Annotated in this window: 10 protein-coding genes; 5 read left to right on the top strand and 5 right to left on the bottom strand. The window is 70.9% G+C overall.

The features are described from left to right. Positions 1-18: 18 nt before the first annotated feature. Positions 19-1,167 carry an aromatic ring-hydroxylating oxygenase subunit alpha gene (locus ACQ0O7_RS35055; RefSeq protein WP_430788791.1) on the top strand — a complete coding sequence of 383 codons (1,149 nt, stop codon included), beginning with the start codon at positions 19-21 and terminating at the stop codon, positions 1,165-1,167. A gap of 42 nt (positions 1,168-1,209) precedes the next feature. Here ACQ0O7_RS35055 and ACQ0O7_RS35050 read toward each other — a convergent pair whose 3' ends face one another. Further along, positions 1,210-1,956 (bottom strand): SDR family oxidoreductase, encoded by a 747-nt coding sequence (locus ACQ0O7_RS35050; RefSeq protein ID WP_430788788.1) that lies wholly within the window; start codon positions 1,954-1,956, stop codon positions 1,210-1,212. 148 nt (positions 1,957-2,104) lie between these two features. Here ACQ0O7_RS35050 and ACQ0O7_RS35045 point away from each other — a divergent pair, with 148 nt between their 5' ends. Together ACQ0O7_RS35045 and ACQ0O7_RS35040 are read left to right on the top strand one after the other, a co-directional pair. After that, positions 2,105-2,431, top strand: coding sequence for an effector-associated constant component EACC1 (locus ACQ0O7_RS35045; RefSeq protein ID WP_430788786.1), 327 nt, complete (start codon positions 2,105-2,107; stop codon positions 2,429-2,431). Beyond that, positions 2,428-5,310, top strand: coding sequence for a caspase, EACC1-associated type (locus tag ACQ0O7_RS35040; RefSeq protein ID WP_430788784.1), 2,883 nt, complete (start codon positions 2,428-2,430; stop codon positions 5,308-5,310). Before ACQ0O7_RS35045 ends, ACQ0O7_RS35040 begins: the two co-directional genes overlap by 4 nt. A gap of 63 nt (positions 5,311-5,373) precedes the next feature. On the opposite strand, the gene ACQ0O7_RS35035 is transcribed toward ACQ0O7_RS35040, so the two are convergent. Continuing rightward, entirely contained in the window at positions 5,374-6,969 is a 1,596-nt protein-coding gene (locus ACQ0O7_RS35035) for a lysyl oxidase family protein (RefSeq protein ID WP_430788782.1), read from the bottom strand. 124 nt (positions 6,970-7,093) lie between these two features. Beyond that, complete coding sequence (locus ACQ0O7_RS35030; RefSeq protein ID WP_430788780.1) at positions 7,094-7,840, bottom strand: GNAT family N-acetyltransferase; 747 nt, start codon at positions 7,838-7,840, stop codon at positions 7,094-7,096. Between the two features lie 33 nt (positions 7,841-7,873). Between ACQ0O7_RS35030 and ACQ0O7_RS35025 the strand changes: the two genes are divergently transcribed. After that, positions 7,874-9,013 (top strand): Fic family protein, encoded by a 1,140-nt coding sequence (locus tag ACQ0O7_RS35025; protein ID WP_430788778.1) that lies wholly within the window; start codon positions 7,874-7,876, stop codon positions 9,011-9,013. Here the strand turns inward: ACQ0O7_RS35025 and ACQ0O7_RS35020 are convergent. Both ACQ0O7_RS35020 and ACQ0O7_RS35015 read right to left on the bottom strand, forming a co-directional pair. Beyond that, entirely contained in the window at positions 9,008-9,247 is a 240-nt protein-coding gene (locus tag ACQ0O7_RS35020) for a DUF4229 domain-containing protein (RefSeq protein ID WP_430788776.1), read from the bottom strand. The two genes, ACQ0O7_RS35025 and ACQ0O7_RS35020, sit on opposite strands and share 6 nt — an antisense overlap. Before the next feature lie 35 nt (positions 9,248-9,282). Further along, positions 9,283-10,749 carry a family 43 glycosylhydrolase gene (locus tag ACQ0O7_RS35015; protein WP_430788774.1) on the bottom strand — a complete coding sequence of 489 codons (1,467 nt, stop codon included), beginning with the start codon at positions 10,747-10,749 and terminating at the stop codon, positions 9,283-9,285. Positions 10,750-10,912: 163 nt separating this feature from the next. On the opposite strand from ACQ0O7_RS35015, the gene ACQ0O7_RS35010 reads away from it, so the two are divergent. Next, positions 10,913-12,340, top strand: a complete 1,428-nt coding sequence (locus ACQ0O7_RS35010; RefSeq protein WP_430788772.1) for a family 43 glycosylhydrolase — start codon at positions 10,913-10,915, stop codon at positions 12,338-12,340. Positions 12,341-12,835: the final 495 nt, after the last annotated feature.

The raw sequence follows: 12,835 nt of genomic DNA, 5'->3' as shown, positions 1-12,835 counted from the left end.
TTCTTGAATATGTCGAGCGTGAGCAGGCGGGACATCGAGGACATCGGACTGGGGTATGACAGCGACCCGGCCCGGTCGATGTCACTGCGCTCCGGGGCGTATGTCGATCCGAAGTGGGTGGATCTGGAACGGCGGGCCGTCTTCGCCCGCACCTGGCAGTGGGTCTGCCACGCCGGGAGACTGCGCGAGCCGGGCGCCTACGTGGCGGCGACGGTGGCCGGGATGCCGATCGCCGTGGTCCGGGACCGGGCCGGTGAGCTGCGCGCCTTCTGGAACGTGTGCAAGCACCGCGCCCACGAGCTGCTCAGCGGCGAGGGTGTCACCCGCACCATCGTGTGCCCCTACCACGCCTGGGTCTACGACCTCGACGGCAAGCTGCGCAACGCCCGGCTGACCGGTTTCGACACGTCCGGCATCCGCCTGGACCGGATCGGGGTGGAGGAGTTCGGCGGGTTCGTCTACGTCAACCTGGACCCGGCCGCCGCTCCCCTGGGCGTACAGGCGCCGGATCTGGCCGCCGAGATCGCCCGCTGGGCGCCGGACGTCGAGGATCTGGTGCACGCCAGAAGGCTCACCTACGACATCCGGTCGAACTGGAAGAACGTGGTCGACAACTTCCTGGAGTGCTACCACTGCCACATCGCGCACCGGGAGTTCGTGGCGCTCGTCGACATGGACACCTACCGGGTGCGCACACACGGGATCTGGTCCAGCCATTTCGCCGAGGCGGGCAGGAGCGACAATCCGGCGTACGACATCCGGGGCGCCTCGGTCACCCAGCACGCCGTGTGGTGGCTGTGGCCGAACACCTGCCTGCTGCGCTATCCGGGCCGGGGCAACTTCATGGTCCTGCAGATCGTCCCGGACGGCCCCGATCGCACCGTGGAGACCTGGGACTTCTGGTTCGAGACGGCCGAGCTGGAGCAGGCCGAGGTGGAGGCGGTGCGCTACATCGACGAGGTGCTGCAGCGGCAGGACATCACCATCGTGGAGAGTGTGCAGCGCGGCATGGCCACCCCGGCGTACGACCAGGGGCGGATCGTCGCCGGCCCGGCCGGTTCAGGGCTCGGTGAACACGGGGTGCACCACTTCCACGGGCTGCTCCTTCAGGCGTACGAGGCGGGCGTGGCTCTCACCGCCGGGGATGGCGGTGCAGACGGCGAGTGACTGCGACCGGTCCGGGTCGATCACATCCAGCACTGAACCCGGTCAGGCTCGCCGGGCGAATCTCTGCCCGGCGAGCCAGTCGCCGAAGGTCTGCGTTCCGCGCGGCCCGTCCGCCGTGGGGAGCAGGCCCCCGCCGCTCATCCCGCCGGGGAAGTACACCGGCAGGACCGGGCGCTTGCGGGCGCCGCCCGCGGCCATCAGGCGCCGGGCCATGTCCGGCAGGGTCTCCCGGCGCGGCCCGGCCAGCTCCGGGGCCATCCCACGGGGCGTGGAGGACACCAGCCCGGCCAGCCCGGCGGCCACCTCGCGTACCGCAACCGGCTGGACTCCTCCGGACGGGACCAGCGCGACCGGACCGGGAACGCCGGCCAGAAGCTGCCCGGCGAACTCGTGGAACTGGGTGGCCCGCAGGATCGTCCAGGGCACCGCGCCCTCCCGGACGATCGCCTCCTGCCGCAGCTTGCCGGCGTAGTAGGGGTTCTTCACCCGGTCCACGCCGACGATCGACAACGTCACCAGGTGCCGGACGCCGGCCCTCGCCGCGGCGCCGGCCAGATGACGGCCAGCCCGGTCGAAGAAGTCCACCGCGACCGCCCGGCTCATCGTGGTCACGTTGCTGACGTCGACGATCGCGTCCGCCCCGGCCAGCGCGGCGTCCAGCCCGGCCCCGGTGACCAGGTCGACTCCCCCGGCGCGGGACAGCGGGACCGCCGCGTGCCCGCCGGCCTCCAGCACCGCCACCACCAGCCGCCCGGTCAGTCCCGTGCCCCCGGCAACTGCAATCCTCATGGTCGTCCCCATCCCTCAGCGAAGTGTTCCGGAACAGGGACGACACAGGCCACCGAAATGTGACGGCCCGCCGCGAACCGCGGCTCGGCCGAACGACCGATCGGTTCCGTGACCGGGGCGGCTATCTTGGGCTCGGGAGGGCAGCCGCATGTTGATCACCATCACTTCGCCGGACGACCCGAGCCTGTTCCGGCTGGCACGCTGGCTCGAAGAGGACGGCCATCACGTCTCCGCCCGGTCGTCCGGGTCCCGGCCCGGCGCGCAGAGCCCCCTGGACCTGATCGACGTGGTGGTCAGCAACACGATGGCGCTGGGCTCACTGCTGGTGTCCTACGCGACCTGGCGGGCCGCCAAACCCCACCCGGAGAACCCACGCTTCACCTTCCGGCGCGGCGACGTCGAGATCAGCCTTGAGAACCCGACCGACGAGGAGATCAAGCGGGCGGTCGAGGCCCTCTCCGACGAGGAGCCGTGAGACTGCCCGATCCGGCCCGCTCCCGGGCCGTCCTGATCGGAGCCGCCCGGTACCGGAGCATGGCCGACCTGCCCGCGGTCGCGGCCAACCTCACCCGGCTCGCCGACCTGCTGAGCGATCCCCGGGTCTGGGGCCTGTCACCGGAGCACGTGACGGTGGTGCCCGAACCGGAATCCCCCGGTCAGGCCCTCGACCAGGTGCGGCGGGCGGCCACGGCGGCCGGGGACACCCTGCTCGTCTACTACGCCGGGCACGGTCTGCTGGACGACGACGACAACCTGCTGCTCGCCCTGCCGGGGACCGATGTGCGGCGGCCGTACACCGCGATCCGCTTCGACGACCTGCGGGCCCAGGTGCGTGCCGCCAGCCGGGGGTCGGCCCGGGTCGTCATCCTGGACTGCTGCTACAGCGCGCGGGCCATCGCCGGCGGGATGGGGCCGGACGGCACCGCCGCCGACGACCTGAAACGGCACGCGGCGGTGGACGGCACCTATCTGATGGCGGCCGCCGCCGAGACCAAGATCGCGGTGGCACCGCCCGGGGAGACCTACACCGCGTTCACCGGCGAGCTGATCAAAGTGCTGGAGGAGGGTATCGACGGGTCCCCCGAGCTGATCACCGTGGATCAGATCTTCTGGCAGGTCCGTGGCGAGCTGGAGGCCAAGGGGCGGCCCCGGCCGGAACAGGGCACCCGCAACGCGGGCGCGGCGATCGTGCTGAGCCGCAACCGGGCCGCCCGCCACCCCGGACCGGCCGCGGCCCCGCCCCCGCCGGTGGTGGCCCCGCGAGTCGAACTGCCCGCCACCATCGCCGCCGTGATCGCCGCGGCCGCGCGGCCCGGCGCCGACGCGGATCAGCTCCTCCACACCGCCGGTGCGGTCAAGCCGGATCAACAGGTGGCCGGCCTGGTGCTGCGACTCGACGACCGGGACGCCACCCGGGTGCTGGACGGCGTCGCCACCCGGCCGCTGCCGGACATCGAGGCGATCCTCGATCTGCTCAAGAGTTTCGGAGCGGCGGAGCGCGTGCGCCTCCTCCTGACGCGGGTGGCGGCCGGGTCGCCGCAGCGCACCGTCGAACTCGTGGCGGCGCTCGCCCGGACCGATGCCGGACTGGGCACGACGCTGCTCGACCACGCGGTCGCGGCGGCGGCCGACCGGCCGCACGCGGTGATCGACCTGGTGGCGGGCCTGTCCCGGCGCGGGATGAAGGACGCCGCCGACGCCGTGGTCGCCGGGGCGGTCACCCGGCTGAGCGGCCCGGCGGCGGTCGAGGTCGCCGACGCGCTGCGGGAGGTCGGACGAGACGCCGACGCGGTCCGGTTGTACGTGTCCGCGCTCGCGGAGATCGCCCAGCGCACCCCGGAACAGGTCGCCGCCGTCAGTGCCGAACTGCTCCGGCAAGGGCTCACCGGCGACGCCGAGGAGTTGGTGACCCGAGCCGCCGGGCGCAGCCGCCGTGTGCGGATGCTGAACGCGCTGGCCGCCGATCCGGCGCTCGCCGGCCTGCGATCCGGCCTGATGGCGACGCTCGGCGCCAGTCTCGGCGCGACGGAGCGGCATGCACTGGCCGACGAGCTGAGCGCGAGTGGCGGCGACCCGCTCGACATCTACCTCGCGGCGGCGGCCTCCGGGCCGGTCGAGGTGATTCTGGGCGGCCTCGGGAACATCCTCGACCAGGACCGGCCCCGCGACGCCGCCCGGCTGGTGGAGTGGGCCGCCACCCATCGGCCCGCCGACGACCTGATCCGGCTGAGCGAGGGTTTCACCGAGCCGTACCGTGCCGGACTGCTACGGCGGCTGCTGGCCGGGATCCCCGGGGCCGAACTGGCCGCCTTCCACGAGCGGGCCCGCGAACGGGACGAGGACCTGGCCGCCGCGGCACTGCGCGAGATGGGCACCCGGCCGCCCGCCGAACGTCTCGGCCTGGCCGCTGAACTGGCCGCCCGGAACGAGATCGGCCTGGCCGCCGGGCTGCTGAACGAGCACGCCGACCCCGGCGCGCTCACCGGAGCCGACCGCGCCCACCTGCTCACCGCCCTCGCCCCGGCCCCGGGCACGCGGGACCTTCAGATCAGCCTGGCCGTGGAACAGTTGCGGACCGACGGCCCGGCCGACTGGTCACTGGCCGCCATGCCACCCGAGGTGATCGAGGCGGTGGCCGGCGCGGTGAACGAGGAGGCGCTCTGGCGGTACCTCAGCCACCGCTCCGGGGACGAGTGCGCGGTCGTCCTGGACACCCTGCCGAACCCGGCCCGGATGCTGAGCCGGCTCGCCGGCAGCGAGGTGAACCTGGTCGCGGAGGTGCTCAGCGGCCTCCAGCGCACCGGCCGCGGCCGGCTCGGCAACCAGTTGGCCGAACGGTACCGGGCGATCGCCTCGAAGGGCGACGCCGCCCGGGTCGGTTCACTCCTGCGGCACGCCGGCGCCGAGGGTGTCGTCCAGCGGTTCCTGGAGGGCCGGCTCTGGCTGCCGCCCAGCCAGGCCGTCGACACGGTGGCCGTGGCGGTGGCGGACTACCTGCACCGGGTGGACCTCCGGGGCCAGACGTGGCGTTTCCCGGTCGATCCGGCGATCCGCCGGGAACTGGCCGGCACCGGCCAGCTGGCGATGGGTGAGACCGGTCTGCTGGTGTGGCAGTGGGCGATCGCCCCGGTGCGGGAGCGGATCGTGTTCACCGCCGAGGAGGTGCGGCCGTGGGGCGGCCGGCCGGTGGCCCGGATCCGGAACATCACCGAGGTGGACACCCACGACCGGGGCCTGACGGTGACGTCGTCGCGGGGTTCGGTGATGTGGAACCTCGACTCGATGTTCCTGGCCCCGGCGCTGCGGGACGTCCTGCTGGCCCTCCGGGACCTGGCCCGAGAGGCCCGCGCCTAGGGTCTGCCGGCCACCGCGCCGACCGGACCCGCGGGGGTGGGGCACCCCCGCGGGCCCGGCTTGTCAGCCGTCGATGCCGTGGACCGGCGGGACGGTCAGGGTGCGCTGCTCCGGCGTACCGCCGAGGATGATCTCGCGGAACGCGGTGTTGTTGGTGATGTCCAGCTCGGCCAGCTTGTTGTCCGGGTTGGCCAGCACCTCGATGAAGTAGCTGCCGTTGGGCAGATCGGTGATCTCGAACGACTGGCCGGGACGATCCTGGCTGTACGTGTCACCGTTGCCGATGTCGAGCACCTCACGCACCGCGACCACGGTGTCCGCGCCGCACGAGGTCTCCAGCGAGGTGTTCTCCGGCTTCCACTTGGCGCCGGCGATGGTGTAGTCGACGGCGTCGGTGTTGGCCAGGCAGAACGCCTCCTTGCCGCTGCGCACGGCCAGCTTCTTGTCGGCGGTGAGCAGGTTGTACTGGGCGAAGTCGGTGAAGTGCCAGTGCTTGTGGCCCTCCCGCGGGTCCCACTCCATGGTGCCGGCCTCCTTGGAGCCGACCTGGTTGCCCTTGGCGTCGAAGAAGTACTGGTAGGCGTCCATCAGTTCGGTGCCGGACCGGCGGAAGCCGTCGACCAGCAGCGGGGAGGTTCCGGCGTTCCAGACGGTGGCGCCGAAGTTGACGTACGTCTTGCCGTCCTCCTCCTCGGAGAGCGAGATGCCCCAGGCCGGCAGCGACCGCAGGTCCGGCTTCGGGCCGTTCTTCGGGGCCGCCTTGAGCAGGCTGGTGGGGCGTTTCGCCGGGGCCCGGAACTCGGGCAGGTACGACGACACCTGGCGGGTGGCGTCGCCCTCCCCGCCGTGCAGGCCGTGCTCGCTCGCGGCCGCGGGGACCGGCTCGTCGGCGGCCGCGGCCTTCTTCGCCCGCGCCAGTCCGGCCTTGTCGTCCTGGGTGGCGTCGACGACGGTGACGGCCACGGTGGCCGACGACGAGGACGCCGGAATGCCGAACAGTTTCTGGTACGCCGGGTTCACGGTCGCCGTGGCGGTGTACTTGCCGGGCGCCAGGTCGAGCGACGACGGGCCGCGCCCGTCGTACCCGGGCTGGTCCACGATCTGCGCGTTCCAGCCGGCCTGCACACCCCACACCCCGCCGAGGGTGAACGGGTTCCAGCCGTTGCAGCCGCTGGGGTACGGGTTGGTGGCCGGCGCGTCCGGCCGGGTCCGCGCCGAGCCCCACGTGTTGCCGCAGAACGGGGTGGAGTACTCGGTGACCGGCTGCCCGGCCTCGTCCACGATGCTGATCTTCGTGAAGTCCTTGAGGCCGTGGAAGTCGGCGACGATCCCGGCCGGCAGCGCGACCCGGGTCTTCCTGCCGTTCTTGACCACCACCTGCTCGGCGGTGATCGGCTTGTCGTAGCCGGTGCGCTTGGCCCAGATCTCGAACGGGTCCTTGCCGGCGATCACGTGCAGGCCCAGGTCGAGCCCGAGCCAGACCTCACCGTCGTAGTCGTAGCGTTCGGCGGTGACCGCGCTGGTGGCGGCGACGAAGGCGAGCGGCGGCGGGGTGGCGGCGGCCTGGGCCACCCCGACCCCGGCCGCGGTGAGTGCCAGCGTGCCGGTGACGGCGCCCAGCGTGAGCAGGCGTGATCGGCGCTTCCTCGGTTCGGTCATGCTGTCCCTCCGGTCGGGCGGCCGGTGGTGGCCCGGCCGCTGCCGGACCATCCAAAAGGGACACCTGTGAACATCCTGTGAAATAGATGGCCGTTGGCACGAATCCGGGAGACATCGAGAACGATCAGTCCCGCGGGAAGTCCCACAGCAGATAGGCGCCGACCTGGGTGAAGCCCATCCCGGTGTAGAGCGGAAGCCCGTCCGGGGTGGCTTGAAGGACCGCGGTGGCCGCTCCCCCGGCGGCGCCGTCACCGATCACCCGCGCGGTCACCGCACGCCCGAAGCCCCGGTTGCGGAATTCCTCGCGAACACCGACAAAATAGACGCCTATCGTACGATCCTTCGGTACGGCCACCCCCACGCCCACCGCCACGCACCTCCCGGTCGCGTCCCGTCCCAGGTAGAGCCGGAACCGGTCGTCGGCGATCGTCTCCGGCCCGGCGATCGGGTCGAGCAGCTCAGGCGTGTACCCGAAGGCGCCGGTGGCGCACTCCACGAACTCCCGCACGTCGTCCACCGTCGTCGCGACCGTGACGGTCAGCCCGTCGACCGGCGCCGCCGCGTCCTGGGCGGCCACCGCGTCCCGGCTCAGAATCGGGTAGAGCGGCTCCCGCCCGGTCCCGCGCACGCTGGTGACTCCGGCCGGCCCGGAGCTGACCACCCGCCAGGGCAGTTCCCGCTTCCCGAAATACCCGGCCGCCTCGGCGATCGACTCGTCGTCGTCGGCCGCACAGTGCACCTGGTTGAAGGCGGCACTCGCGATCCCGGTGTCGACCATCACCCCGCGGGGCAGCTTCCAGTAGGTGCCGCCGGCACACCGGGCCAGGTGAAGCCAGAAGGACAGATGGTTCGTATGCAGTTCCCGTAACACGCCATCATGCTATCAGCGCGGTAGCATGGAAGCATGCTCTATGCGATGCCGACGCTGGACGCCGCAGACCTCCGAGTGCTGGCGGAGGTGGGTGCCATGCGCTCCGAAATCGACGTGCATCTACGCGCCAAGCCTCGCTGGGAGGGGCAGCTGCGCCGAAGCCTGTTCGCCGCCGCCATCCAGGGATCCAACTCGATCGAGAACATCTCGATCGGGGATTCGGACGCCCGGGCCCTGGTGGAGCACGCTCCGATGTCAGCGGCGGCCGACGACGAGACCCAGCAGGCGGTCATCGGTTACCGGGACGCGATGACGTACGTCCAGCAGACGCCGTTGATGGGGTTCTTCGACTACTCGGAGACCGCGCTGTCGGCCCTGCACTTCATGATCACGAAGTATCAGCCGCAGAAGTGGCCCGGCCGCTATCGGGCCGGCGGGATCTTCGTGCCGGGCCCGGACCGGTTCGAGCCGATGTACACCGGACCGGACCCGGACCTCGTCCCCGGCCTCATGCGGGAGCTGATCGACTGGCTGCGCGCCGGGGACCCGGACGCGCCGGCGTATGCCCGGGCCGCGATGGCCCATCTGAACCTGGTGGCGATCCACCCGTGGCGGGACGGCAACGGGCGGACGGCGCGGGCGCTGCACACCCTGGTGCTCGCGCACAGCGGGGAGCCGGTCCCGGAGTTCTCGTCGATCGAGGAGTGGCTGGGCGAGCAGATCAACACGGTGCGGTACTACCAGGCGCTCCGTCTCACCCAGGGCGGAGGCTTCCAGCCGGGCCGGGACACCGGCCCGTGGATCAAGTTCGTCTTCACCGCGCACCACCGGCAGGCGCAGCGGGTCCGCCGCCGCTTCGAGTGGACCGTGCGATTGTGGGCCGATCTCGCCGTTCTGGCCGGTGAGCGGGGGCTGGCCGAGCGGACGGTGGCCGCCCTCTACGCCGCGGCGGCCGGTGAGCTGCGGCGCACCACCTATCAGCAGGACGAGGGGCTGAGCCGGGACCAGGCGATCCGTGACATCCAGACGCTCACCCGCGCCGGGCTGCTCACCCCGCACGGCCACGCGACCGGCCGGGTCTACCGCCTGGCCGGGGTGGCCGACGAGATCTCGGAGGCCGCGGTCGCCGCCGTGCGCGGGCCGGGCCGTGACCCTTACCTGGAGCCGTTATGAGTCCTGTTTCCCGGCGGCCTTGGCCTCGCGGCGGCGGTCGATCGTGTCGACGAGTTTCTCGCTGACCTCCCGGCGGGCCTTGCGGAGCAGGAAGACCGAGAGCACCAGGCTGGCCGCCATCGCGATGATCGCCCGCAGGAAGATGTCCATCTCCAGCGGGAGCAGGGTCAGCACCAGGAAGACCGCGAGGAAGAGGCCCAGCCGGGCGGTGGCGAGGAACAGCACGGGACGCATGCGTTCCATCATGACCGACCCGGCTGGGAACTCTCTCAGGAGACCCGGCGGAAGGTGGCGTCGGCCCGTTCGGTGGTGGTGCTGACCGGGTCGATGCGGAGGACATAGTTGCTGTGCCGGATGTACCGGTCCGGGAAGTTGTACGACTGGAACGACTGCCACGAGCTGTCGGCCAGCCCGGCGACCTGCCGGAACGTGGCGTCCTGGCGGTACGTGGTGGTGCCGGTGTTGGGTTCCAGGCGGAGCACGTAGTTGTTGTGCCGCAGGTAGTGGCCGGGGAAGTTGACCGATTCGAAGGAGACGGCACCGCTGTCGGCGAGGCCGGGCACGATCCGGAACTGGGCGTCCAGGGCGGGCGTGACGGCCGGGTCGACGCGGACGGCGTAGTTGCTGTGCCGTACGTACCGGTCGGGGAGGTTGTAGCTCTGCAGCCGCTGCACGGTGACCGCGCCCGGGTTGCCCAGCTCACCGGAGGGGCCGGCCTGGACCGTGGCGTTCGAGACCGGCACGCCGAGGCTGGGGGTGCCGTCCGGGTTCCAGGCGATCCGCTGGGCCCGGCTGGTACGGGTGGTGCCGCAGCCCTGGGAGGCGGCGTCGTTGGCGTGGTAGACGATCCAGTCCTCGGTGCCGTCGGGTGACTTGAAGAAACTGTGGTGGGCCGGCCCGTACACCCCGTTGGTGTCGTTGCGCTGGAACAGCGGGCTGGCCATCTTGGTCCAGGAGCTTCGTGCCAGGGGGTTGGAGCCGGTCAGTTCGAGCGACCCGATCTTGTAGTCGGGGGTGCCGCAGTAGCTGGCCGAGTAGGTCAGGAAGGTGCGGCCGTTGCGCTGGAGCGGGTACGGGCCCTCGTTGACCGGGTTGCCGACACGTTCCCAGGCGTACGTCGGTTCGGAGATCAGCGTGCCGATGCCCGCCGGGGTCCACGGGTTGGTCAGCCGGGTGATGTAGAGGCTCTGCAACCCGCCGTTCTCGAACCCGCTGTTGTTGTTGAACGCCGAGTAGACGAAGTAGTTGATCCCGTTGACGGTCAGCACGCTGCCGTCGATCGACCATCCGTTGTTCGGCATCAGGACCAGGGCGCCCTTGTAGGTGTACGGCCCCATCGGGTCGCTGCCGGCACTCTCCAGCACGTGCTGTCGCTGGCCGCCGCAGCAGGCGCTGGGCCCGGCCGAGTAGTAGAGGTACCACCTGCCGTTGAGCAGGTGCATGCTGGGCGCCCACATGTTCGACACCGCGTTCGGCTGGGACATGGTGAACACGGTGGTCTCCGGGGCGGTGCGCAGCCCGGCGAGGGTGGCCGACTTACGGATGTAGATCCGGCCGGTCCAGGTGGTGGCGGTGTAGTAGTAGCTGCCGTTGTGGTAGCCGAGCCAGGGGTCGGCGCTGTTGGGCGTACCGACGATGGGGTTCTGGAAGTTCGCTCCGGGGGCGGCGCTCGCCGGTGTGGCGGGGGCGGCCACGACGAGGGCGATCATCATGAGGACGGCGGCGATGGCACGCATGCGGCTCCGTTCGGGGGCACGTTAGCGCTCACATGGATGGCCGGAATATTACAAGCGTCGATATGCGCGCGCAACGAAACGATTTCGCCGATGTTTCTTGACGTGACATCTCATCGACGGGCATGTTAGCGATCACACGTCCCCGCCCCCGAAGGAAACCCCCATGCGAAGAGTCGTCTCGGCCGTGCTGGCCGTCGCGGTGATGCTGCTGGCCGGGTTCAGCGCCCCGGCGCACGCCCAGTTCATCACCGTGAACAACCCGGTCATCAAACAGCGCGCCGACACCGCCGTCTACAAGCACACCGACGGCTACTACTACATGACCGCCTCGGTCCCCGACTACAAACGTCTCGAACTGCGCCGGGCCACCACCCTGCAAGGCCTGGGCAGCGCCGCCACCAGCAACGCGTTCGTCGCCCCGGCCAGCGGAGCGCTCAGCGGCTGGATCTGGGCGCCCGACATCCAGTACGTGGACGGCGCCTGGTACATGTACTTCTCCGCCTCCCCGAGCAGCGCCGTCTTCGACCAGCGGCTCTACTGGGTCCGCAACACCAGCGCCAACCCGATGACCGGCACCTGGAGCGCGCCCCAGCGATTCAACACCGGCTGGGAGTCGTTCCAGCTGGACGCGGCCTCGTTCGTGAACCGGGGTGTCCGCTACTTCACCTGGGCGCAGGACAGCCCGTCCACCAACTTCAACAGCCACATGTACATCGCCCGGATGAACGGCCCGACCGCGATCACCGGCGCCGCCGTGGAGATCGCCCGGCCCACCGTCGCCTGGGAGAAGGAGGGCGTGGCCGGCGTGGTGGAGGGCCCGTCGCCGCTGGTCAAGAACGGGCGGGTGTACATCGCGTACTCCGCCTCGGCCACCGACTCCCGCTACAAACTCGGGCTGCTGTCGTCCTGGGACAACGTCGATCTGCTCAACCCGGCGTCCTGGTACAAGCACCCGAACCCGGTGTTCCAGACCGCCAACGGCGTCTACGGCCCCGGCCACGGCAGCTTCACGGTGGCCGAGGACGGCGTCACCGACATGCTGGTCTACCACGCCCGCGACTACGCCACCCCGACCCCGGACGCGCTCACCGACCCGAACCGGCACACCCGGATGCAGCAGCTGCTGTGGCGGGAGAACGGCGACCCGTTCTTCGGCCAGCCGATCCCCAGCACCGTGGTCAACCCGGGCATCCGCGGCCAGCACAGCAACCGGTGCGTGGACAACTGGAACCGGGACACCACACCCGGCGCGCTGGTCCGGCTCTACGACTGCAACGGCGGCACCGCCCAGCAGTTCGAGCTGAACTACCGGGCCGGCACGTACTACGAGATCCGTAACCGCAACACCGGCACCTGCCTGTCCAACATCAACGCCGGCACCGCGTCGAACGCCGACGTCGGCCTGTCCGCCTGCAACGGCTCCACCGCCCAGCAGTGGATCGTGCAGGACCGGAACAACGGCTGGTTCTCGCTGCGCAACGTCGCCGGCAACATGTGCCTGGACAACTTCGAGTGGAACGCCGCCAACGGCGCCCGCCTGTCCCTCTACGCCTGCAACGGCCTGGCCGCCCAGTTGTGGCGCCTGGGCTGAGACCCGGGGCCGGGAGGTGCCCACCGCCTCCCGGCCGTCAGCGCCCAACCTCTCCCCGGACGGCAAGCCGGTGTCCACGCCCCCGCCCCAGGCCACCGCGCCGCGCCACCAGGGCCAAGATCAAATACCACATTCAAACCCTTGAGAGGTACGCCAATCGGCTCCAAGCAAGACGGACCGTTCTGTCTGGTCCGCGCAAGGCGTCCGACACACCGGACCGCCCGGCGACCGCCGGGCCGAATCCGGTGGCCCAGGCCAGACCCCTCAAGCAGATCTCGGCGGATTCCCCACCGCCCCACCGCCACCCGATCCGCCTCCCGCGGCAGATCTTGGTCGGTTTTCCACCCACCGGAAAGAGTCTTGTTCTCAGCGGCCTGATCACTCACGGTCAATCCCTCATGCGGCGACCCGCTCGGCTGAGATCTTGGTGGATTACCACCGGAAAGAGCCTTCTTCTTCGTTGGCAACCGGCCCCCGGCCGATTCCCCGCGCGGC

Source organism: Actinoplanes sp. G11-F43 (assembly GCF_050589265.1).
In the GTDB taxonomy this organism is placed as follows: domain Bacteria; phylum Actinomycetota; class Actinomycetes; order Mycobacteriales; family Micromonosporaceae; genus Actinoplanes.
This window is presented reverse-complemented; position numbering and strand designations above follow the sequence as displayed.